Source organism: Streptomyces sp. NRRL B-24085 (genome assembly GCF_001282115.1).
Lineage (GTDB): Bacteria > Actinomycetota > Actinomycetes > Streptomycetales > Streptomycetaceae > Streptomyces.
Window position 1 is genome coordinate 1 of sequence record NZ_LJBR01000110.1, and the last position, 21,305, is coordinate 21,305.

At 72.6% G+C, this 21,305-nt stretch carries 21 protein-coding genes; 6 read left to right on the top strand and 15 right to left on the bottom strand.

The window, feature by feature from the left end:
• Positions 1-48: 48 nt before the first annotated feature.
• The 5 genes from AOJ26_RS14355 to AOJ26_RS14375 form a co-directional block, all read right to left on the bottom strand.
• Complete coding sequence (locus AOJ26_RS14355; protein ID WP_053848654.1) at positions 49-1,134, bottom strand: SpoIIE family protein phosphatase; 1,086 nt, start codon at positions 1,132-1,134, stop codon at positions 49-51.
• Positions 1,131-1,574, bottom strand: coding sequence for an anti-sigma regulatory factor (locus AOJ26_RS14360; protein WP_078959890.1), 444 nt, complete (start codon positions 1,572-1,574; stop codon positions 1,131-1,133). Before AOJ26_RS14360 ends, AOJ26_RS14355 begins: the two co-directional genes overlap by 4 nt.
• On the bottom strand, positions 1,574-2,011 hold the full coding sequence (locus tag AOJ26_RS14365) for an STAS domain-containing protein (protein ID WP_053848656.1): 438 nt from the start codon (positions 2,009-2,011) through the stop codon (positions 1,574-1,576). Before AOJ26_RS14365 ends, AOJ26_RS14360 begins: the two co-directional genes overlap by 1 nt.
• Positions 2,008-2,907, bottom strand: a complete 900-nt coding sequence (locus AOJ26_RS14370) for an STAS domain-containing protein (protein WP_053848657.1) — start codon at positions 2,905-2,907, stop codon at positions 2,008-2,010. Before AOJ26_RS14370 ends, AOJ26_RS14365 begins: the two co-directional genes overlap by 4 nt.
• Positions 2,908-3,054: 147 nt before the next feature.
• Positions 3,055-4,218: a PP2C family protein-serine/threonine phosphatase gene (locus tag AOJ26_RS14375; protein ID WP_053848658.1), complete on the bottom strand. Its 1,164-nt coding sequence runs from the start codon at positions 4,216-4,218 to the stop codon at positions 3,055-3,057.
• A 188-nt stretch (positions 4,219-4,406) separates the two neighbouring features.
• On the opposite strand from AOJ26_RS14375, the gene AOJ26_RS14380 reads away from it, so the two are divergent.
• Positions 4,407-4,841, top strand: a complete 435-nt coding sequence (locus tag AOJ26_RS14380; RefSeq protein WP_053848659.1) for a MarR family transcriptional regulator — start codon at positions 4,407-4,409, stop codon at positions 4,839-4,841.
• 299 nt (positions 4,842-5,140) lie between these two features.
• On the opposite strand, the gene AOJ26_RS14385 is transcribed toward AOJ26_RS14380, so the two are convergent.
• The 6 genes from AOJ26_RS14385 to AOJ26_RS14410 form a co-directional block, all read right to left on the bottom strand.
• Positions 5,141-6,250: a hypothetical protein gene (locus tag AOJ26_RS14385; protein WP_053848660.1), complete on the bottom strand. Its 1,110-nt coding sequence runs from the start codon at positions 6,248-6,250 to the stop codon at positions 5,141-5,143.
• Positions 6,251-6,252: 2 nt separating this feature from the next.
• Entirely contained in the window at positions 6,253-7,320 is a 1,068-nt protein-coding gene (locus AOJ26_RS14390) for a hypothetical protein (protein ID WP_053848661.1), read from the bottom strand.
• A gap of 95 nt (positions 7,321-7,415) precedes the next feature.
• Complete coding sequence (locus AOJ26_RS14395; protein WP_053848673.1) at positions 7,416-9,728, bottom strand: FdhF/YdeP family oxidoreductase; 2,313 nt, start codon at positions 9,726-9,728, stop codon at positions 7,416-7,418.
• A 62-nt stretch (positions 9,729-9,790) separates the two neighbouring features.
• Complete coding sequence (locus AOJ26_RS14400) at positions 9,791-10,411, bottom strand: SRPBCC family protein (RefSeq protein ID WP_053848662.1); 621 nt, start codon at positions 10,409-10,411, stop codon at positions 9,791-9,793.
• A 162-nt stretch (positions 10,412-10,573) separates the two neighbouring features.
• Positions 10,574-11,152 carry a hypothetical protein gene (locus AOJ26_RS14405; RefSeq protein ID WP_053848663.1) on the bottom strand — a complete coding sequence of 193 codons (579 nt, stop codon included), beginning with the start codon at positions 11,150-11,152 and terminating at the stop codon, positions 10,574-10,576.
• Between the two features lie 102 nt (positions 11,153-11,254).
• Complete coding sequence (locus AOJ26_RS14410) at positions 11,255-12,139, bottom strand: NAD(P)-dependent oxidoreductase (RefSeq protein WP_053848664.1); 885 nt, start codon at positions 12,137-12,139, stop codon at positions 11,255-11,257.
• Positions 12,140-12,269: 130 nt separating this feature from the next.
• Here AOJ26_RS14410 and AOJ26_RS14415 point away from each other — a divergent pair, with 130 nt between their 5' ends.
• A complete protein-coding gene (locus tag AOJ26_RS14415; RefSeq protein WP_053848665.1) occupies positions 12,270-12,866 on the top strand; it encodes a TetR/AcrR family transcriptional regulator in 597 nt (198 codons plus the stop codon).
• Between the two features lie 306 nt (positions 12,867-13,172).
• Here AOJ26_RS14415 and AOJ26_RS14420 read toward each other — a convergent pair whose 3' ends face one another.
• Positions 13,173-13,760: a TetR/AcrR family transcriptional regulator gene (locus AOJ26_RS14420; protein WP_053848666.1), complete on the bottom strand. Its 588-nt coding sequence runs from the start codon at positions 13,758-13,760 to the stop codon at positions 13,173-13,175.
• 111 nt (positions 13,761-13,871) lie between these two features.
• On the opposite strand from AOJ26_RS14420, the gene AOJ26_RS14425 reads away from it, so the two are divergent.
• The 3 genes from AOJ26_RS14425 (at position 13,872) to AOJ26_RS14435 (ending at position 16,199) form a co-directional block, all read left to right on the top strand.
• A complete protein-coding gene (locus AOJ26_RS14425) occupies positions 13,872-14,882 on the top strand; it encodes an NADP-dependent oxidoreductase (protein WP_078959888.1) in 1,011 nt (336 codons plus the stop codon).
• A gap of 39 nt (positions 14,883-14,921) precedes the next feature.
• Positions 14,922-15,164 carry a DUF5302 domain-containing protein gene (locus AOJ26_RS14430; protein WP_053848668.1) on the top strand — a complete coding sequence of 81 codons (243 nt, stop codon included), beginning with the start codon at positions 14,922-14,924 and terminating at the stop codon, positions 15,162-15,164.
• A 159-nt stretch (positions 15,165-15,323) separates the two neighbouring features.
• The gene (locus AOJ26_RS14435) at positions 15,324-16,199 is read left to right on the top strand and encodes an LLM class flavin-dependent oxidoreductase (RefSeq protein ID WP_053848669.1); all 876 of its coding nucleotides are present in this window, start codon (positions 15,324-15,326) and stop codon (positions 16,197-16,199) included.
• Positions 16,200-16,216: 17 nt separating this feature from the next.
• Here the strand turns inward: AOJ26_RS14435 and AOJ26_RS14440 are convergent, their stop codons facing one another.
• Together AOJ26_RS14440 and AOJ26_RS14445 are read right to left on the bottom strand one after the other, a co-directional pair.
• Entirely contained in the window at positions 16,217-16,546 is a 330-nt protein-coding gene (locus AOJ26_RS14440) for a TfoX/Sxy family protein (RefSeq protein WP_053848670.1), read from the bottom strand.
• Entirely contained in the window at positions 16,546-17,004 is a 459-nt protein-coding gene (locus tag AOJ26_RS14445; RefSeq protein ID WP_053848674.1) for an SRPBCC family protein, read from the bottom strand. Before AOJ26_RS14445 ends, AOJ26_RS14440 begins: the two co-directional genes overlap by 1 nt.
• Positions 17,005-17,392: 388 nt before the next feature.
• On the opposite strand from AOJ26_RS14445, the gene AOJ26_RS14450 reads away from it, so the two are divergent.
• On the top strand, positions 17,393-17,701 hold the full coding sequence (locus AOJ26_RS14450; protein WP_234358553.1) for an acetyl-CoA synthetase: 309 nt from the start codon (positions 17,393-17,395) through the stop codon (positions 17,699-17,701).
• Between the two features lie 45 nt (positions 17,702-17,746).
• Here the strand turns inward: AOJ26_RS14450 and AOJ26_RS14455 are convergent, their stop codons facing one another.
• The gene (locus AOJ26_RS14455; RefSeq protein WP_053848671.1) at positions 17,747-20,404 is read right to left on the bottom strand and encodes a hypothetical protein; all 2,658 of its coding nucleotides are present in this window, start codon (positions 20,402-20,404) and stop codon (positions 17,747-17,749) included.
• Positions 20,405-21,305 lie beyond the last annotated feature (901 nt).

A 21,305-nucleotide genomic window follows, 5' to 3' on the forward strand; every position in this document is an offset into this window, starting at 1 on the left:
GCGGCGCGGGCCCGGGCGGCGTCGGCGACCGACGTGATCTTCCAGACCTCAGGGGGTGGGGTCATGCGGGTCCGTCCGGGGGTCAGGGGCCAGTACGGCCACACTGGCGTCGTCGCGCAGGGGCCGGGCCGCGCTTCCGGCGTCCCTGAGGACGACCGCGGCCACCACGGCCGGATCGTGGGCGCCGAGGTGGGGATCGGTGGGGGGCACCCAGCGGCTGGGGAGCCCGTCGCTGTGCAGCACGAGCAGACTGTCCGGGGTCCAGGCGCTCTCGCGCAGGGGCACGGTGGCGGGGAAGTGGGCTCCGACGATGCCGGGGTGGGAGACGAGCGGATGCCAGGCGCCGTCGGCGCGCAGTCGGGCGCCGATGTTGCCGACCCCGGCGAACGAGAGCCGGCCGGCGGCCTCGTCGAGCTGTGCCACGCCGACGGCCGCGCCTCGCGTGGCCCGCAGCGCGGCGTGCAGCCGCCGCAGGATCTCGGCCGGCGGCAGATCCGCGCACCGGCTCAGTTCCTCCACGGCGGCCGTGGAGGCGTCGGCCGCCCTGTCCCCGTGGCCGAGCCCGTCCACCAGCATCAGGGTGACGCGCCGGCCGGAGCGCACCCGGCTGAAGGCGTCCCCGGAGTGCTCGGCGTGGGCGAGGGAGGTGGTGATCCCTCCGGCCCGGGTGCCCGTGCGGGGGCGGACCTCCCTCGCGCGGGGGCCGCCGGGCGCCCGCGCCGGGGTGACGCGGGCGACCGCGACGGTGCCCCGGCCGGGTCGGCTGTGCAGGTCGAACTCGCTGGAGACGCGCCGACAGGTGCCCAGACCCGCGCCGAGGGAGGAGGAGGCGGTGGTGTGGCCGTCGCGCATGGCTGCCGGGACGTTGTCGATGCCGGGTCCGTGATCGAGGGAGACGATCTGCACGCAGGGCACGTCCTCGGCGAACGTGTCGGCGGGGGCCGTGAGGTTGATGACGACACGGCCGCCGCCGGCGTGCTTGACGAGGTTGGTGGCCAGCTCGGTGGCGACCAGCGCCGCGACCGCCGTGGCGTGCGCGTCCAGGCCCGCCCGGGCGCAGGCGGCCTCGGCGGCGACGCGTACGTCCCGCACGCGGGTGCTGTCCTGGACGGGGATGTCCCACACCCTGCTCAAGAGGCACCTGTGCGCGGCGCGGGCACGCCGGAGACCCAGTCGGTGACGGTGACGGTGGTGCCCTCGCCGGGGCGGGTGTCGAGGGCGAACTCCCTGACGAGGCGCTTGGCCCCGCTCAGGCCCATGCCCAGGCCGTTTCCGGTGGTGTAACCGTCGGTCATGGCGAGTTCGACGTCCCGGATGCCGGGGCCTTTGTCGACGAAGGACAGCCGCAGTCCGTGATGGACGCCCTCCGCCAGCACCGTCATCTCCATGTGCCCGCCGCCTCCGTGGACGAGGGCGTTGCGCGCGAGTTCGCTGGCCGCGGTCACGAGCTTCGTCTGCTGGACCAGGTTGAATCCGAGTTCGGCAGCGGTCTGACGCACCTGCTGTCGGACCCAGGCCAGGTCTGCGTCCGAGCCGATGGGCAGACGCGTGGTGGAGGTGATGGGGGCATGCATCATGCACCCTCTTCCGGGTGTGCGGTCGGAGCTGCCGAGGTGACGCGGCCCAGCAGGGCCAACGCCTTCTCGACGTTCAGGGCCGTTCCCAGGCCGGGCAGGGTGAGCCCCATCTCGACCAGGGTGATGGCCACGGCGGGACGCATTCCGGCCAGCACGGTCCGTGCGGCCATCAGGCGTGCGCTCGCGGCGATCTCGGCCAGGACGCGGCCGAGGAAGGAGTCCACGATGTCCACCCCGGAGATGTCGATCACGACGCCGTTCACCGGCATCGGACTGGACGCGATCCGCTGGGAGATGTCGTTCTGGAGCTGTTCGGCCGCCCCGTCGTGCAGCTCGCCCTGCAGGGTGACCAGCAGGACGTCCCCCAGCGCCAGCACCGGTACCGGCCCGGGGCCTGGTACTGGGCCGGAGTGCGCGGCGACGAAGCCGGTCACCGTGGGCTCGCCGCCGTCACCGGGCGTGGAGAGACGACGATGCCCTGCTGGGTGAGCGCGTAGGCCAGCGCGTCGGCGAGCCCAGCCCGCGTGATGATCGACCCGAGGTCGATGCCGAGGTGGACGATGGTCTGGGCGATGGCGGGACGGATACCGGAGACGATGCACTCCGCGCCCATGAGCCGGGCCGCGGCGACCGTCTTCATCAGGTGCTGGGCCACGAGCGAGTCCACGGTCGGCACGCCGGTGATGTCGAGGATGGCGTACGCGGCCCGCTGGTCGACGATGGCCTCCAGGAGGCTCTCCATCACGACCTGGCTGCGGGCGCTGTCCAGGGTCCCGATCAGCGGTACGGCGACGACGCCGTCCCACAGTTTGATGACCGGCGTGGCCACCTCCATGAGCTGCTGGCGCTGCCGGGCGATGAGCTCCTCGCCCGCGCTCACCGTGGTCTCCATGATGACCAGGCGGAGCGTGGCCGTCAGGACCGCCAGCGCCTGTGCGCACGCGGTGCCGCGCGCCGCGTCGCCGGTGTCCTGGAACTCGGCGAGCAGCAGGGCGGTCACCGGCTCGCGCAGCGCCGCCACCTCACCGGCGATCTGCACGGGCGTGTAGCCGGCCCGGGCCCGGGCAGCGGCCATTCGTCCGAGCTGGTCCCGCACGGTGCCGAAGCCCGGAGCGTCGACGTCCTCCAGCCGCCCGGAGCGGGCCACGTCGGCCAGGGCGTCCACCACGGCCTTGCCGGCCTCGACCGCCTCGTCCCGGGAGACGGTGAAGACCGTACGGAACAGGGCGGCGTCCGCCCAGCGCTGGGCGATCTGCTCACGACGCCGCTCCAGGAAGGCGCCCAGCTCCTTCGCCGTCTCAAGGGCCGTGTCCTGCTCCGCCACCTGCATCGTCTCCCTGCCTGCGAGGCCCTTGCGGCCCGCCGAGCGGTCAGGCCATGTGGCAATTATTGCCGCATGGCAAACGTTAACGTGTGCGCGTGGCGGTGAACAACATGCCCCCCGCCGCCGCGAGGCAGACCCCGCCGGTCAGTGGAACTACGGTCGGCCGTGCCAGTCCAGACATACGATCAGCGCGTCGTCGTCCGGTATGGTCTCGCCGCGGTGGCCGGTCAACTCCCGCAGCACGGCACGCGGCACCTCGGCCGCGGGCAGCAGACGGGTGGCGTGGATGGCCCGGGCGAGAGCCGCCTCACCGTAGGCCTCACCCCTGGGCGAGGCCACGGCGTGGACCCCGTCGCTGACGAAGACGAGCCGGTCACCGGGCTCGGCGTGGAATTCCTGCGCGATGTAGTCGGTCTCCTCGAACATGCCGAGGGGGAGCTGGGCCTCGAAGTCGACACGCTCCACGACGCCGTCGCGCAGCCGCAGCAACTGGGGCGAGCCGGCGTCCACGACGCTCGCCCGGCCGGTGGCCAGGTCGAAGTCGAACAGCAGGACGGACAGATAGCACCGCCCCCGGTAGTGGGCGTACACGGCCTGGTCGGCCAGGGCCGCCTGGTCGGCGATGGACAGTCCGGCGCGCCGGGCGTTGCGCAGCGCGTTGATGGCCAGGTTCGTCAGCAGGGAGGCCTCTATGCCCTCGCCCATGCCGTTGGTGACGTACAGCATCAGACGGTCGGCGGTGGCGGACCAGTCGAAGTTGTCACCGAAGATCGCGTACGCCGGCTCCAGCTGGGCCCCCAGCTCGTACTCGGGGCGGGAACAGGCGCGGCCGGGCAGCAGTTGCCACTGCATCTCCGCGGCCAGGGTCAGCCGGTCCTTGCGCCGGGCCTGGAGGTACACGTCGGTGTCGCGCTCCGCCACGACCACCTCGTGGCCCAGCACGCCGGCGATGTCGGCCAGTTCCGACTCCCGCCGCCGTGCGGCCTCGCCGTCGGGCAGGGTGACGGACAGCACGCCCAGCCGGTCGCCGCGCACACTGACCGGCAGGTGCAGCCGCGTCCGTCCGTCGCGCAGGTCCTCCCGGTACGGCTTCTGCGCACCGAAGGCCCGACCCGCCGGACTGCTGTGCACCGACACCGGCTCCAGCGTGTGCGGCAGCACCGAGACCGGCTGAAGCACCCGCAGGCTGTAGTCGGCCATGAACAACTCGACGTCCTCCGCGCCGTACTCGTCGACCAGTACGGCGCGGACGGCGTCGAGCAACTCGTGGGGGGCCGCTGTGCGCAGAGCGCGTTCAGCGGCCAGAAATCTCTTCATGATGGTGTGAACACCTGTCCTTCGCGGGACGACGTACGGGTCTCCCTCACGTGGTGGGCCCGCTTCGAGGAGCCCCGTCCTGTGTGGTCGGCGCACGCGCCTAGTACGCTGGCAGGCACCCCAGTGCCTGCGAGAGTGTGATCGTGACTGCCTTCCGCCGCCGCTCCGAGCCTGATGAGGTGGCACGCGTGACGACGACGGCCGTCGAGCTGCTGGAGGTCGTGTGGGGCCGGGCGTCGATCGCGCCCACCTCCGCGTCGCAGCTTCGGGTGCTGTACATCCTCGAACACCACGACGGCATCAACCTGCGCACCCTCGCCGAGTTCCTCGCCTCGACCCCGCCGGCCACGAGCCGGCTGTGCGACCGGCTGGTGGCGGCCGGGCTCGTGGAGCGGATCGTGTGCGAGGAGAACAGACGTGAGGTGCGGCTGCATCTCAGTGGCCGCGGCCGCGCCTTCCTCGTCGACCTGCGGGCCCGCAGGGAGAGGGAGTTGCAGACCGTGCTGGCGGACATGCCCGCCGCCAAGCGGGTCGCGCTGCTGGAAGGACTGGAGGCTTTCTGCGCCGCAGCGGCGGCGCAGACGCACGACGACGAGGCGGGCTCCGACAGCCGGACCGCCTGAACCGCCGAGCGCGTCGGCGTCCCTGCCACCTCTCGACTCGGGTGACCAGCACACGGAGTGGTCTCCGCCCACCGGAACATTCCAGGTCCTTCCCCGTACGTACGTCACGGCCGCTGTGCTGCTTCCTGGCTTCCATTGTCGGACGGCAACAGTGCCTCCGACGTCCTTACCTGAACTCGCTTACCCCGTCGCGCCGAGTTCTTCGGCGGGTGTGCCGTATGTCTCTCGATCGAGGGAAACCGCGCATGCGTGGAGTCTTCGAGGGAAGAGTGATGGATTTGCGCTTCGCTCCGCGCCCGTCAGCCGAAGCGCAGGACGCGGGGGGCGAAGGTGCCTTCGGGACCGGCGGCGCGGCCGACCGACCACACCGTCCGCGTGCCCGGCACCGGTGCCAGGCGCAGCGTCCACGAGTCGCCCTCTCCGGCCACCGCCGGTTCGCCGTACTCGGTGAACGACTGTCCGTTCCATGCCAGGAAGTCCGGCCCGGGTACGAGGGGCGGAGTGCTGCCCGGCGGGCCCCACTTCTGTGAGCGGGCCACCGACACCCAGGCGAGTTCGCCGGACGAGTCGGCCGTCAGCGAGGTGACCGAGCCGAAGTCGGCGGGCACGGTCACCCGGGTCCACGTCTGCCCGTCGAAGCGGACCAGCAGCGGCGGAATCGGCCGGCCCGGGGGACCGCCCACGAACCCGGCCGTGCCGCCCGCCCACACCTCGGTCGCGGAGACCGCCAGCACACTGCCCACGGCCGACCGCGGGAAGCCGTCCATGATCGTCTGCCGCCAGCCCTGCCCGTCCCAGTGGGACACGGCCGCGCCCGAGTCGGTGGCGCCCGCGGCCCAGACGTCGTCGGCGGCCTTGATGTGCAGGCCGTACACGGCTCCCGGCGGTACGGGCACGTCATGCCAGCCGCGTCCGTCCCGGCGCAGCAGGGCCTGGGCGCCGTCCCGCGAACCGATCAGCCAGGTCTCGCCGCCGCCCGCGACGACTGCGGTCAGCAGCACACCGGACGGGGGCCGGCTCTCGGACCAGGCGACGCCGTCGAAACGGAGCAGCCGGGCACCGCCCGCCGCGTCGCGGCCCACCGCCCAGACCGCGGCCGGTGAGGTCGCGGCGACGGACAGCAGCTCGCCCTGCCGGCCGGCCCCGGGCAGCTTTTGGCGGTGCCACGCGGTTCCGTCCCAGCGCAGCACCAGCGGGAAGCCCGGCGCCTCGCGGCCGACCGCGTCGGCGCCCACCGCCCACGCCCGGTCCGGGCCGAACGCCACGGCCTCGTTGAGTGCGGCCTGCGGGCGGACCCCGGCCGGGACCGGCACGTGCTGCCAGGACGGGGGTTCCGCCGCGGCGGAGCTCAGCACGGCGAGCAGGGTCATGGCGAGAGCGAGGGCGGCGACGAACAGTCTGCGTGCCATAGTCAGCCTCCCCGCCGCTCACTCATCAGGTTCGGTTTCGAGCCGTAGACCTCGACCGTGCCGAAGGACAGCAGGGCCGCCCCCGCCCTGGCCAGCGCACGCGGGCGGACGTCGATCGCATTCGTGCGCTCCGGGCCGTAGGAGAAGGTGGTGCGAGGGCCGTCCACCCGCGCGTACTTCGACTGGAACGCGCGGTCGCTGCGCAGCGGCAGCCACAGCGCGCCGTCCGGGCCGCGCACCATGGCCTCGGTGTAGGTGTCGCCGAGCGGCGGGTGGGTGGTGCGCCAGGCCCGCCCGTCGAAGGTCGTCAGGTAGGTGCGGGCGACGCCGTCGGTGTACTGGCTGCCGCCGATCGTGATCCGGCCGGACGGTTCGAGCAATAGGGTGTGCACGTTGCTGTCGGCAGGCAGCGGCACCCCCGCGTCCCGCCACGCCGTGCCGTCCCAGTGCAGGACGGTCGTCCCGGTGCTGGTGTCCGCCCAGGCCCAGGCGTCCGTGGCGGTGCGCGCGGTGATGCCCATCAGGTACAGCACGCCCTCCGGGGTGGCCTGCGCGGTCCAGCGGGAACCGTCGTAGTGCAGCACCTTCAGCCCGGTGTCGTCCTCTCCGACCACCCAGGCGGCCCCGGGCACCGCCGCGAAGTCCTGGTAGGTCCACAGGGTCCGCGGCAGCGGGACGGTGCTCCACCCTCCCGCGGACCGGCGCAGGATCTCGCCCTCACCCGCGCGGTTCTGGAAGATCCATGTCTCCGCGCCGACGAACTGCACCTCGCCGAGCCAGCCCGGCTCGCCGGCGCCCGGGAAGGCCGTGTCCCGGCTCCACACCGTGCCGTCCCAGCGGTACAGCATCGGCCGGGTCCCGTCGGACGCCTGCTCGTACCCGGTCGCCCACGCCTCGCCCGGTCCGCGCGCGGCGAGGTCCGACACGGCCACGGGCGGGGCCGCCGCCGGCACGGGCAGCGCCGACCAGCCCGGCGCCACGCCCTGGCCCGGCGTAAGGGCGGCGGCCGGCGACACCAGCACGGCAGAGGTGATCACGAGGCACACGACGACCGCACGGAGCCCGTTCACGAGACCTCCCAGTACGCGAAGGCCGCACAGGCTATGGGCCATCACCGGGCCGTGGACAGACGTCATCCGGCCGATCGTGGGCCCGGGCGCACGCCTCAGACGGACGGGGTGGCCGCCCGGTCCGACGTGGGCTCCAGGCGTACGACGATGCCCTTCGACGTGGGCTGGTTGCTGATGTCGGCGACGCTGTCCAGCGGCACCAGGACGTTGGTCTCGGGGTAGTAGGCGGCGGCGGAACCCGGTGCCGCCGGATAGGGGACCACCTCGAAGTTCTGGGCGCGCCGCTCGGTGCCGTCCGCCCAGACGCTCACCAGGTCGACGCGGTCGCCCCGGGCGAGACCGAGTCCTTCGAGGTCGACCGGGTTGACGAGCACGACGTGGCGGCTGCCGTGGATGCCGCGATAGCGGTCGTCGAGCGTGTACGGGACGGTGTTCCACTGGTCGTGCGAGCGCAGGGTCTGCAACAGCAGATGTCCCGCGGGCGCCTTCGGGACCACCCGGTCGTTGCGGGTGAACAGCGCCTTGCCGGCCGACGTGTTGAACACGCCCTCGTTGACGGGGTTGGGGAGCTGGAAGCCGCCGGGACGCGTCACACGCGCGTTGAAGTCGTGGAATCCCGGCACGATGCGCGAGATGCGGTCGCGGATGGTGCCGTAGTCCCCCTCGAAGCGGTCCCAGGGGATGTCCGGCTTGCCGCCGAGGGTGCGGCGGGCGAGCCGGCACAGGATCGCGACCTCGCTGAGCAGCAGGTGCGAGGCGGGTTCGAGGCGCCCCTGGGAGGTGTGCACCTCGCTCATGGAGTTCTCCACGGTGACGAACTGCTCGCCGTCGGCCTGGACGTCGCGTTCGGTCCGGCCGAGGGTCGGCAGGATCAGCGCCGTGTCACCGCAGACGGTGTGCGACCGGTTCAGCTTGGTGGAGATGTGGGCGGTCAGCCGGCACGAGCGCATCGCCTCCTCGGTGACCTCGCTGTCGGGGGCGGCGCGCACGAAGTTGCCGGCCAGGGCGAGGAACACCTTGACGCGGCCCTCGCGCATCGCCTTGATCGAGTTCACCGAGTCGAGTCCGTGCGGGCGCGGCGGGTCGAAACCGAACTCCTCCTGGAGCGCGTCGAGGAACGAGTCCGGCATCTGCTCCCAGATGCCCATGGTGCGGTCGCCCTGGACGTTGCTGTGCCCGCGCACCGGGCAGACGCCGGTGCCGGCCCGCCCCAGGTTGCCGCGCAGCATCATGAAGTTGACGATCTCCCGGATGGTGGGCACCCCGTGCTTGTGCTGGGTGATGCCCATCGCCCAGCACACGACGACGCGCTCGCTGCGCAGGACCTCGTCGTGGACCTTCTCGATCTCCTCGCGGGTCAGTCCGGTCGCCGCGCGCACGTCGTCCCAGTCGACGGTGCGGGCGTGCTCGGCGAACTCCTCGAAGCCGGACGTGTGCGCGTCGATGAAGTCGTGGTCCAGGACGGTGCCGGGCCGGGCGTCCTCCGCCTCCAGCAGCAGACGGTTCAGGGCCTGGAAGAGCGCGAGATCGCCGCCTGGCTTGATGTGCAGGAAGCGGTCGGCGATCTGGGTCCCGCGACCGATGACCCCGCGTGCCTTCTGCGGGTTCTTGAAGCGCCGCAGCCCGGCCTCGGGCAGCGGGTTGACCGCCACGATGCGGGCACCGTTGCGCTTGGCCTCCTCCAGCGCGGAGAGCTGGCGCGGATGGTTGGTGCCCGGGTTCTGCCCGACCAGGAAGATCAGGTCGGCGTGGTGGAGGTCGTCGAGGCTGACGGTGCCCTTGCCGGTGCCGAGCGTCTCGCTCAGGGCGAAGCCGCTCGACTCGTGACACATGTTGCTGCAGTCGGGCAGGTTGTTGGTGCCGAAGGCGCGGGCGAAGAGCTGGAGCACGAAGGCGGCCTCGTTGCTGGCCCGCCCCGAGGTGTAGAAGACGGCCTCGTCGGGGGAGGACAGCGCGGTGAGCTCCTCGGCGATCACGCCCAGGGCGTCGTTCCAGCTCGTGGGCTCGTAGTGGTCGGAACCCGGCCGCTTGATCATCGGCTCGGTGAGCCGGCCCTGCTGGTTGAGCCACATGTCGGAGCGTGCGGCGAGGTCGGAGACGCTGTGCTCACGGAAGAAGTCGGCGGTGATCCGGCGCTTGGTGGCCTCGTCGTTGATGTGCTTGGCGCCGTTCTCGCAGTACTCGTTGCGATGGCGGTGCCCCGGAGCCGGGTCCGCCCAGGCACAGCCGGGACAGTCGATCCCGCCCACCTGGTTCATGGCCAGCAGGTCCACCCCGGTCCGGCGCGGGGACGTCTGCTCCAGGGAGTACTCCAGCGCGTGCACGACGGCGGGCACCCCGGCCGCCCACTTCTTCGGCGGTGTCACGGAGAGGGTGGTCTCCGGCTCCTCGCCGGGCGGGTTCTGCATCGCATCGCCTTTCTCTTGCCGCGACGGGCTCGCCGCTGTGTCCTGCGCGTCCGGTACGCCGGTCAGCCGACGGGCCACTGGGCCACCCGGCTCCTCGGCGGTTCCGGCTGGTCGTGCTGTACTCGCCCGTTGCGGATGGTGCCGCGCCAGGCCCCGCCCTCCTGTCCCAGGCCCTCGATGAACAGTTTGAAGTTCTGCAGTTCGCGGCGCACCAGCCGAGAGGTCACCTGGGCGACCTTGGAGGACCCGGTGAGCCGTTTCGCGGCTCCGCGCGGCTGGAGCAGCATCCGGACGGTGATGGCCGTGCCGCCCGACTCCGTCGGCCTGAACTCGACCTCGCCCTGGTGGGAGGGGCGCAGTTCCAGACCACGCCAGGCCAGGTAGGCGTCGGGGTCCTGCTCGACGATCTCCACCGAGAAGCGATGGCGCAGCGGCCCGAAGCCGATGGTCCAGGCGGTCACGGTGGGCCTGACCTGCTCCACGTCGTGCACCACGTGCGAGAACCGGGGGAAGGTCTTGAACTGCGTCCACTGGTTGTACGCCGTCCGCACCGGCACCGCGACCTCGACCGTCTCCTCCACGTGCCGCCTGCGCAGCGGACGGCGGCGCGTGACGCCGTCAGCGTCGGGGCGCATCCCGGGCGGGTTCGGGACGGCCTGCTGGGAGTCGTGTTCAGGCGCCATCGGTGGCCTCTCCTCCGGTGCGGGCGCCGGGGCGTCGCACCCCAGGCCCCTGCGTGCGTCAGGGCTCCTCTACCGGTTCCCGCATCGGGGTTTTCGAGTCGTCCCGATGCGGTCGGCGTTCCGAGCGGTGCGGGTTCTCCGAAGGGGCTCACTTCCCCGGGCTCAGGGCTCGGGCGTCCGTTCCGAGGGTGGGGGTGTGCGGCTGTAGTGGGCTCCGCGCGTGCCGTAGTGGGCGAGGTGCAGGGTCTCGCCGTCGACCTGGAGCTCTGGCGGCGGCGGGTTGGGGACGAAGAGCTGCGGTTCGGAGTGGCCGTCGATGCGGACGGGCTCCCGCGGCTGGTTCCAACTGTCCGCCCAGAGCTGGGCCCGTTCGCGTGTCCAGGGGTTCTGGAGGGTCCGCGGCGCGGCGGGGTCGTGGAGCCGGCCGTTGAGGCTGCGGACGAGGGCCTCGCTGTAGACGCCCTTGACCCGGAAGTTCTCCAGGTCCTCCGCGCGCACGACCATGTTGACGTAACGGCGGCCGTTGCCCCGGTGCCGGCCCACCGCGGGCCAGCGGGAGTGGCCGGGGTCCCAGGGGACGCGCGGGATCCACAACAGGGTGCCCGCGGAGAAGTGCCGTGTGCCGTGCTGGATCTCGAGGCCGCTCTCGCCGTGCGCGGTCTCCCGCGCGACGTTGGCCACCAGGCACCAGCCCAGCAGCCCGTCCGGCACCTCGTCGTCGGTCGGTTCGGTGTCTGTCACGCCGAGAATGCTGAGGCATGCCGGAAGATGCGGCAAAGCGTTTGTCCGACCGACCTGCCCGGCGCGAACTGTGCCGTGTGCCGTCTCGGGCGGGCGTTCACCTCACGGGGCGGGCGGGCCGTCGGTCCGGGTCTCCAGGGCGTGCAGGACGGCCACCATGTCCTCCTCGCCGTGGCCCTGTTCGACGGCCTCGGCGTACAGGGCGTGGCAGGCGTCCAGGAGCGGGGAGGCCAGGCCGGCCTTGCGGGCGGCCTCGGCGATCAGACGGTTGTTCTCCAGGACGTTGGTGGCGGCGGCCTGCACGGTGAAGTCGCGGGTCAGCAGCTTGGTTCCCTTCACGCGCGAGACGGCGCTGGCCATCGGGCCCGCGTCCAGGACGTCCCGGAGCAGGCGCTGGTCGAGCCCGTGCCGGTCGGCGAAGTGGAACGCCTCGGTGAGCCCGGTGACCAGGGTGATCAGGAACAGGTTCACCGAGAACTTCATCAGCAGCGCGCCGGGGACCGCTCCGCAGTCGAACGTCTCCCGGCACATGGCGGCCAGCAGGGGACGTACGGCGGCGACGGCGTCGTCGTCACCCGCCGTCATGCCCACCAGTTCGCCCTGCTCGGCGGGGATGCGGGAGCCGGAGACGGGAGCCTCGACGTACCGTCCGCCCGCCGCCGTGACGGCATCCCGGAGGCCGGCCGAGTACTCGGCCGAGGTCGTGCCCATGTGGACGACCGTGCGTCCCGCCACCAGAGCGGCGAAGTCCGGGGTGGCGCGCTTCAGCACGGCGTCCACGGCCGTCTCGTCGGCCAGCATCAGGAACACGGTCCCGGCCCGGCCGAAGACCTCGGCGGGACTCGCGGCGACCTCCGCTCCCGCTGCGCGCAGGGCCTCGCTGCGGCCGGGGGTGCGGTTCCACACGACGAGAGGCGTGCCGGCCCGGACGAGGTTGAGGGCCATGGGCTGCCCCATGGTTCCGAGGCCGATGAATCCCACGTACACGAGGCACCGCCTTCTCCGGCCCGCGCCGAAGCCGAGCCGCTGCCGCACACTATGACCGCTGTCATAGTAAGCGCCTCTATGACAGCGGTCATAGAGTGGGCACGAAACGCATCGGACGGGGAGGTCGGCGATGGCGGGGTCCGAGAGGGGAGCCCGGGAACGGATGGTCTTCAGCGCTGCCCAGCTCATCCGGCGTGAGGGCGTCGCCGCCACGGGCATGCGCGAGGTGGCCGCCCACGCCGACGCGCCGCGCGGTTCGCTCCAGCACTACTTCCCGGGCGGCAAGGAGCAACTGGTCAACGAGGCCGTGCGGTGGGCGGGCCGGTACGCGGGCAACCGGGTCGCCCGCTTCCTGGCCGCTCTGCCCGAACCGACACCGAGCGGGCTGTTCGCCGCGATGGTGCGCCAGTGGACCGACGAGTACGAGAACGCCGGCTTCGCCGGTGGCTGCCCGGTCGCCGCCGCCACCGTGGACTGGGCGGAGTCGACCGCGTCCACGCGGGCGGCGGTGGCCGAGGCGTTCGCGGCCTGGACCGGTCCGGTGGCGCGGGCACTGGCCGACATGGGCGTGCCCGAGGAGCGGGCCGGGGCGCTGGCCACCCTCATGGTCAGCTCCCTGGAGGGAGCGATCCTCATGGCCCGGGCACAGCGGGACGTGGGTCCGCTGACGACCGTGGCCCGGGAACTCGGCCCTCTCCTCGACGCGGCGGTGCCCCGGGAGGGCTGACCACCTGCGTCGGCGCGACTCCAGGGGGCTCATCCCGCGGGCGGAGCGACCGTGTGCTCGCCGCGGGCGGAGGATGCGGCTGCTCAGCCGAGGCGCGCAGGGCGGTACGCGACCGGTTCGAGGGCGGGCGCCCCGGGGCATCCGTCGGGTCCTGTACCCGGACCGCCGGCAGTCGTGCCCTGTACCCGGGCCGTCGACGGCCGCCCGACCGTTGTGCCCCCGTACCCGGGCCGCCGACAGTCGTGCCCTGTGCCCGGGCCGCCGACAGTCGCCCGGCCGTCGTGCCCCGTACGTGCCCGGCCGCGGCTAGCGGGCCGGCGACGGGGCTGCCGTGTCGTCGACACTCGCCGGGCTCCTCAGGATGGCGCTCGCCACCACGTCGAAGAGGTGGTCGGAGCGTGCGGCGAGCGAGGGCTGGTCGTTGAGCCAGGCGAGCGACCCGGCCAGCGCGAACAGGTCAGTGCCGTCGATGTCGATCCGTGCCAGGCCCTCCGCTTGGGCGCGGGTCAGGAGTCGTGTGCCGGCGGTACGCATCGCGACGCACGAGGCGTGCAGGGCGGACTGCGGGTCCTCGATGGCCGTCACCATCAGCTTCACGACGCCCCGGTAGTGGTGCGCGCAGGCGACGAAGTCGCGCAGCCACGAGGCCAGGGCGTCGTCCGGCCGTGCCGATGCCTCAAGGGCGACCGCCTGCGCCGCCAGTTCGTCGAAGCTCGTGCGGAGCAGTGCTTCGAGCAGTGCCTCACGGGTGGGGAAGTGGCGGATCAGCGTGGCGAGGCCCACGCCGGCCCGGCGGGCGATGTCGCGCAGCGACGCGTCGACGCCCTGCTCGGTGATGACGGTGCCCGCAACGGTGAGCAGGTGATCGTGATTCTTCCTGGCGTCGGCTCGCATCTGTCCCTCTTGACCATCCGGATCAGTGATCCATATATTCGGATCAGTGAACCGGATACCCGGATCGCTGATCCGGATGAGCCTATCCCGCACCGCGGGCAGGAGGACACGATGCCCCCACACACGATGAGCGCGATCCGTCTGCACGAGTTCGGCGGCCCCGAGGTGCTGCGCCACGAGGAGGTGCCGATCCCTGAACCGGGCCCGGGGGAGGTGCTCGTGCGCGTGCACGCCGTGGGCCTCAACCCTCCCGACTGGTACGCGCGCGAGGGGATGCCCGGCGTGCCCCCCGAACTCAGGCCGCCGTTCCACCTCCCCCTGATCCCGGGGACCGACGTCTCGGGTGTCGTGGAGGCCGTCGGCGCCGACGTCGACGGCCTCGCGGTGGGGGAGGAGGTGATGGGCCTGCTGCGCTTCCCCGGGTCCCTCCAGGCCGGCGCCTACGCCGAGTACGTCACCGCGCCGGCGTCCGACCTCGCGCGCAAGCCGGCCTTCCTCGACCACGTGCACGCCGCGGGCCTGCCCATGTCGGGACTGACGGCGTGGCAGTTCCTGATCGAGCTCGGGCACGACCACCCCTCGCCGTTCCAGGCGGCCCGGCACCGGCCGATGGCGCTCGACGCCGGGACCACGGTGCTCGTCAACGGGGCCGCCGGCGGCGTGGGCCATCTCGCTCTCCAACTGGCCAGGTGGAAGGGGGCCCGTGTCATCGCCGTGGCCTCCGGCGCCCACGAGACGTTCCTGCGCGGTCTCGGTGCCGACGAGTTCGTCGACTACACCAAGGACCGCCCGGAAGAGGTCGTCCGCGAGGTCGATCTCGTCCTCGACACCGTCGGCGGCCCCGACAGCAGGCGCTTCCTGCGGACCGTCAAGCGTGGCGGGGCCCTCTACCCCGTGTACTTCGGCGACTTCGACGGCGAGGAGAACGCCAGGCTCGGTGTCACCGTCACGGCCACCCAGGTCCGCTCCAGCGGCGCGCAGCTCGCCGAACTGGGCCGCCTGGTCGACGCGGGGAAGGTCCGTGTCGCGATCGACAGCACCTTTGCGCTCAAGGATGCCCAGGCAGCACACGAACGTGCCGCTCGGGGGCATATTCAGGGGAAGATCGTCCTCACGGCATGACAAGCTGTGCTTCCCACTGCCCGAACCCAGGAGGTCACGATGACCGCAGACGCTGCATCCCCGGAAGGTTCGGAACCGGCCGACCCCGAGACGCCGGCGCTCGCACCCGACAGCGACGGCAACTACGACCTCAAACAGAAGTTCCGTGAGGCTCTCGCCCGCAAGCGCGGTGCGCAGGCGGAGGCCGCCGACCTCGCCGCCAACTCCCACGCGTCGAAGATCCGAGGGGCGCACGGCCCGGCGTCGAGCCAGCGGTCGTTCCGGCGCAAGAGCGGGGGCTGAGCCTTACGGCACCCGCTCGGAGCGGGGGCGGCGCTCCGCCCCGTCTCCGGGTGTGCCCGGGAGCGCGTGCTCCCGGGCACCTCGCACCTCGCCGGCGGCCGACTCCCAGCCCGGGACGCCCCGTTGATCGACGTGCCACCGCCGCATAGGTTCCGGCGTATGACGAACGTACGGATCGGTGTGATGTACGACCGCGACTGGGCCCCCGAGGGGCTGCCCGGGTTCGCGCGGGAGGCCGAGGCGCTCGGTGCGGACGACCTGTGGGTCGTCGAGGACCTCGGATGGAACGGCGGGGTGTCCGCGGCGGCCGTGGCCCTGGGCGCCACGGAACGCATCAGGGTCGGCATCGGCATCGCCCCCGCCCCGTTGCGCAGCCCGGCCCTCCTCGCGATGGAACTGGCCACGCTGGCACGGGTGTTCCCCGGCCGACTGGTGGCCGGCATCGGACACGGCGTGCAGGAGTGGATGGCCCAGGTGGGCGCCGCGGCCCGCTCCCCGCTGGCCCTGCTGGAAGAGACGATCACCTCGGTACGCGCGCTGCTGCGCGGCGAGCGCGTGGAGCTGGCGGGACGCGAAGTACGCCTGGACGGCGTCGAGTTGACCCATCCCCCGGCCGAGGTGCCGCCGGTGGTCGCGGGTGTGGTGCGCCCTCGCTCCCTGGAACTGTCCGGACGAGTCGCGGACGGCACCGTCATCACGGAGGGGCACGGCCCGCAGGACCTGGCGAACGCCCGCGCCCTGACGGGGAAGGGCGGCGCCGCCTCCGACCACACCCTGACGGTCCTCGCCTTCGCCTGCGTCGGTGACGACGCCGACGAGGTGGCCCGGACCCTGAACCCCAGCATCGAGGGCCACGCCGCCTGGCTCGGCCGCCCGCCGCACGAGGTGTTCACCGTCTCGGGCCCGGCGGCGCAGGCCGCCGGGCGCATCCGCGAACTGGCGACGGCCGGCGCCGACACGGTCGTCCTGCGGATCTCCGGCCCGGAACCGCTGCGGCAGCTCAAGGCCGTCCTGGAGGCCGCGCGCCAGAACTGACGTACACGGAGCGCGAATTACTTGGGCGGCAGGCTCGCCGCGAACGCCCGCCCCTCGTCGACCCACGCCCGCAGCGCCTCGTCCTCCGTCACGGCGGACCCGGCGACCAGGACCCAGCCGCGCATCGGCCGGCCCGTCATGTCGCAGGGCCGCGTGCCGGGCCGGGCGAGGGCCGCGTCGGTGGCGTCGGCGCCGATGCGGACCATGAGGTCGTCACCGGTCACACCGACGGCCAGGTTGCCCTGGTACAGGAAGGTCATGCTGCCGAACATGCGCCGCTCGGCGACGCCGGGATGCGCGCCCAGACAGTGCCGGACGCGCTCGGCGAGCCCTTCGTCGTACGCCATCAGATGTCTCCTTGCCGCTCGGAGAGCCTGCGCCCGAGGTCGCGCAGGTCCTTGGTGAGGGAGGAACGGACCTGGCGGGCTAGCAGGGGCGCTGCCAGGCGGAGCAGACCGCCGGGGCCTCCGCGTACCCGGACGGCAGCGAGTGTGCCACGCGGGTGCGCCGCGAAGGAGTAGGTCACGTGCATCGGCATGGGAGCCGCCACGGAGACCATGTCCAGGAGCCCAGGGGGGTCGTACGCGGCCACCCGCAGGACGTAGTCGATGCGCCGGCCGAGGAAGCGAGCGGTACGGGTGACCTCGGCGCCCGTTCCGAAGCCGCCGCCGTCCGCCTCCCGGGTGAGTTGCGCCGTACGGATGCCCTGCGTCCACTCGGCGTCGTGGCGCCAGTCCATGGCGTACCCGGCCACCCGCTCGGGCGGCAGCGGGATCAGGCGTCGCACCGTCACGTCGATGGTCATCGTGTCACCGCCTCCTGCCCCGGCCGTCGTCGGTGCCCGGTCGTCTCCAGCATGGCCGGGATCGGCGGCGGGTGCGCCCGCGGGCGGGTGCCGGGCATGCTGGAGTCCGTCGAGGGCCGGGCCGGGAGGTGCGCTGATGCGGTGGTGGGCCGGTGGGTGTGTGATCGCGGGGATGGTGGTCCTGGTGGCGTGCGGAGGCTCGTCCGGAGGGGCGTCCGGGGACGGCTCCGCCACGCCGTCGACCGGTGTGTCCGCGTCCGCGTCCGGGACGGCGTCGGCGGGCTCCTCGGCGGTACCGACGGCGGGCCCGACCGGACCGAGCCCGTCCGCGTCGGACTCCGTGCCCCCGGCGCCGAGGAGCTGCGTCTCCGGACATGCGGAGGTCACCGTGTCGCCGGGTGACGCGGTCCGGCGGCAGATGTGTGTGCGGCCCGGGACCGTGGTGTCGCTCGTCCTGCTCCCGCGTACGGACGGCAGACGGTGGACCGCCGTGCGCAGCTCCGCCCCGGTCTTCGTCCTGCCGACCGGCTGGCGGCTGGACGCGGACGGTACGGCGAGAGCCTCGCTGCGGTGCCCGGGCACCCGGGGCGGCACCGCCGAGATCAGCGTCCTCGCGAAGGAGCCGGACCTGGCGGGTACGGGCGGCGTGGCCTTCACGCTCCAGGTGGACGTGGTGCCGCACACGACCGCGGGGTGACCCCGGAGACCGGGGCCACCCCTGCACCGTGACGTGGATCGTGCCTCAGTCGCAGTCGCGCACCTTGATCGTGTAGATGCCGCGCCCGTGGGTGGCCGCGTACAGCGTGCGACCGTCAGGGCTCAGCCTGAGCTGGAGCACGGCGACGGCCGGGAGCGAGCCGACGCGCTGCCAGGCCGAGCGGCCGGGTGCGCGGTAGACGACGCCGAGGTCGGTGGCGACGGCGAGGCCGCCGTTCGGGGTGACGACCGCGGAGTCCGCCGGCACGTCGGGGAAGTTCTTCGAGATGTCCTTCCAGGTGGTGCCGCCGTCCCGGGACTCGAAGACGTGGCCGACGCCCGCACCCGGGCCCTCGGTCCACTGCCGCGAGAACCCGTTGACCGTCAGGTAGACGTGCTCCGCGTTCTTCGGGTCGACGGCGAAGCCGCTGAGGTAGCGGTTGGGCACCGTCCCCTCGACCGGCAGGGCGATGTCGTGCCAGCCGGTGCCGTCGGCGTTCCCGACGGAGATGCCGCGCGCGAAGCCCTGGTTGTTGCAGGGGCCGCACCAGGCCGCGTACACCTTGCCGCCCGAGGCGGCGACGGCGGTCGCGGTACGGCCGGCGCCGAGGTCGTACACGCTCTTCCACTCGTCACCGCTGCGGATGGCGTAGCCGTGGGTCTGCACCCAGACATGACGGCCGCCCGCGATCCAGGTCGAGCTGTTCTTCGCGTCGGCCGCGAGCGGGGCGATGAAGCGTGCCTCACTCGTGGCGTTGTCGGGCGGAGCCACGTTGTACGACGTGGCCTTGCTCGGGTCGTCGATCCAACTGCCGTCATTCACGGCGCAGTTCTGGGTCAACTGGATGGCGAGGTAGACGTACTCCTCCGCGATGTTGCAGCCGTTGGCGGGGTCGGTGAGGGTGTCGCCGCCGTCGCCGCCGAAGTTGGAGCCCATCACCTTGTCGTTGCTGCGCAGGATCGACTGGCCGTTGTCCTGAAGACCTCCGGTGACGGAGACGCCGCCGTGGTCCAGGTCCTTGCCGACGCCGACCGAGTAGTACTGGAGGGTGTCGATGGTGCCGTCGTTGAGCGAGCTCCAGTCGGTGGCGTGCCCGGAGGCGTCCTGGGTGCCGTTGACGGGCCGCTTGTAGGCGCCTCCGTCGTTGCCGACGTACACGAAGCTCTTGCCGTGGTAGCGGCCGATCGCGACGCCGTGCTGGTCCGAGTGGGTCGTCGGGTTGCAGTCACCGGTTCGCTTGGCCGGGTCGATGCTCCAGCAGGGGAAGGTGAAGTTCCAGTACGGGCCGACGGTCGACCAGCTGGCGCCGCCGTCCTTGGTCTCGTAGACCTCCTCCAGGCCCGCGTACACGTGCTCGGGGTCGGCCGGGTCGACGGTGAGGAACTGGTTGTACCAGGCCTGCACGCCGGGCATGTAGCCCGGGGAGGTCAGTGCCGAACCGGAGGCGGCCAGGCCCTGGTAGTCGGCGATCTTCGTCCAAGGGCCCCTCGGCGAGCCCGACTTGGAGACGTAGATGCCCTCAAGGCCGCTGTCCGGGTTGGTGTTCAGTTGCTCCGGCGACTGGTCGATGGCGTAGTAGCGGGAGCCGTCGGCGGAGTGGGCGAAGGTGACGCTGCCGACGTCGTCCGGGTCGGTCGGCAGGTCGCCGAAGCCACTGCTGATCCTGGTCCAGGTGCCGTTCGTGCGGGTGTAGAAGCCGTTGTAGTCGTCACCGCTGCGCCAGCCGACCGCGAGGACTACCTTGGAGGGGTTCTTCGGGTCGATCGCGATGTCGCTGGTGATGTTCTTGTACGCGGCGTCGGGGTCGTCGGCCTTCGAACCACCTGGCAGATAGGCCGGGTTGGGCGCGAACTCCAGCTTCCAGGCACCGCTGAGCTTCTTCGTGGAGTGGCTCCACACGCCCGCGCTGGTCGCCGCCCACACCTTGCCGCCGCCGAAGCGCAGCTCGTGGATGGTGGTGGACTCCAGTTCGTCACCGCCGACCCGGCCGCGTGCGGAGAACGTGCCGTGGTGCGGGTCGGACAGGACATAGACGCCGCTGCCGAGGTAGGCGTCCGCGTTGGTGGTCGCCTCGCCGGTGCCCAGCCACAGCCGTCCGCCGCCGTCGAGGGCGAGCGCGCCGGTGGACTGGGAGGGCAGCCGGTCGCTGACGGGCTGCCAGTGCCCGCCGCCGCTGCGGGACCGCCACACTCCGCCGCCCGCGCTGCCCGCGTACACGTACCCGTCGTCATCGGCGGCCATCGCCGCCATCCGCCCGGTGACATTGCCCGAGCCGCCACTGGAGTTGGAGTCGATGTCGCGGTAGCGCGGGTCGTCGGAGTCGTACGGCAGATCCGTAACGTTGCGCCAACTGCCCTTAGTGCGTGGCAACTTGGCAAGGCTGCTCCACGCGGCCCCGTAGGCGCCCGGGGCGACTATGCCGGGGGAGGTGCGGGCCTCGGCGTACTGGTCGGCGCCCTCGGCTATCTCGTCGGCCTCGTTGCCGTCGTCGCCGTCGCCGTCGCCGTCGTCCGCCTTCGCCTCGGGGCTCATGGTGCCCACCGACTGGGTTCGACCGGCCGCGAGTTGAGCGAGGGTACGGGCTCCGAAGGGGGTGCTGTCGTGTCGGCCGGGCGCGGCGCTCGCGGGTATCGCGACGAGTCCGGCGGTTGCGGTGATGGCACAGATCGTGAGCCATCGTCTTCTGTGGGTGGGTGCTGACACCAAATCCTCCCGAACGGGCGGTGATACAACCGTCGCTGGAGACCCGATCACGAGGGGGACGGAGCTTCCCGAGTTTGGCGAGCCTTTGACCAGAACCTGCCATTTGCGCACCTGTGCAGGTGAGTTGGATGGGTATCGGCTTACTCAGCTGCGGTCGCACCCCGGTCGCCTCCCGGTCGGCGACCGCATGCGCCGGCTTCGGCGGGGCCTGGGGGCGCGGCGCGAGCGGAGGGTGCGCTGCGGCCGGGACCCTGCCAGTTGTCGCGGTCTTCGTCGACGGCGACGGCGGCGATCACGGGGGTGGCGGCAGGGTCGGCTGAGTCGACGGAGGGGAGGCGCAGCAGCCCGCGCCCGCTCTGGCCCGACTGGGCGAGGCCCTGGTACCGGGAGCGTGGCAGGTGGCGGGGACCAACCCCGGCACCGACGACGCGCCGGGCCGCGCCGTCGGGCGGTGGATCGCGGTGCGCGGCGGCGGCAACTCCTTCGCCACCGCGCGCAGGCGGGAGAGGTGCGGGGGGCGCGGGTTGGACGATCCGGCCCTCCCCACGTTTCCGGGTGGCCCGGTCCTGGTCGCGGTCGGGAGACGGCCCCGCTGAGGCGTTCGGCCGCGGCTTCGAGCGCCGGGTCGGTGGCGACCTGCGTCGGCGGGTGGGCCGCCCGTTGCCGTCGAGCGGAGGGCCGCGACGAGTCGACAGGCCCTTCGGTGGCAGGCGCCCGGCCTCCGGCATTCGGCCTCCGGCCTCCGACGCCCGGCCTGATGTCCTCAGGAGCCGGTCCCCTGAGGTGCCCGGCCGCCGCTCCGGCCGCCGACTCCGTGGGCCGACGGCGCCTCCAGCCGTAGGGGGTTGCCAGGGCGCCCGCCCCCGCTCCCCGGGCACCCCCCCAACACACCCGCGGTGGT

Coding starts and splice junctions, on each gene's coding strand:
- AOJ26_RS14435 (WP_053848669.1), top strand. CDS start 15,324: ATGACGAACGTACGGATCGGTGTGATGTACGACCGCGACTGGGCCCCC.
- AOJ26_RS14425 (WP_078959888.1), top strand. CDS start 13,872: ATGCCCCCACACACGATGAGCGCGATCCGTCTGCACGAGTTCGGCGGC.
- AOJ26_RS14415 (WP_053848665.1), top strand. CDS start 12,270: ATGGCGGGGTCCGAGAGGGGAGCCCGGGAACGGATGGTCTTCAGCGCT.
- AOJ26_RS14375 (WP_053848658.1), bottom strand. CDS start 4,218: ATGAAGAGATTTCTGGCCGCTGAACGCGCTCTGCGCACAGCGGCCCCC.
- AOJ26_RS14445 (WP_053848674.1), bottom strand. CDS start 17,004: ATGACCATCGACGTGACGGTGCGACGCCTGATCCCGCTGCCGCCCGAG.
- AOJ26_RS14370 (WP_053848657.1), bottom strand. CDS start 2,907: ATGCAGGTGGCGGAGCAGGACACGGCCCTTGAGACGGCGAAGGAGCTG.
- AOJ26_RS14430 (WP_053848668.1), top strand. CDS start 14,922: ATGACCGCAGACGCTGCATCCCCGGAAGGTTCGGAACCGGCCGACCCC.
- AOJ26_RS14395 (WP_053848673.1), bottom strand. CDS start 9,728: ATGCAGAACCCGCCCGGCGAGGAGCCGGAGACCACCCTCTCCGTGACA.
- AOJ26_RS14440 (WP_053848670.1), bottom strand. CDS start 16,546: ATGGCGTACGACGAAGGGCTCGCCGAGCGCGTCCGGCACTGTCTGGGC.
- AOJ26_RS14420 (WP_053848666.1), bottom strand. CDS start 13,760: ATGCGAGCCGACGCCAGGAAGAATCACGATCACCTGCTCACCGTTGCG.
- AOJ26_RS14400 (WP_053848662.1), bottom strand. CDS start 10,411: ATGGCGCCTGAACACGACTCCCAGCAGGCCGTCCCGAACCCGCCCGGG.
- AOJ26_RS14360 (WP_078959890.1), bottom strand. CDS start 1,574: ATGCATGCCCCCATCACCTCCACCACGCGTCTGCCCATCGGCTCGGAC.
- AOJ26_RS14385 (WP_053848660.1), bottom strand. CDS start 6,250: ATGGCACGCAGACTGTTCGTCGCCGCCCTCGCTCTCGCCATGACCCTG.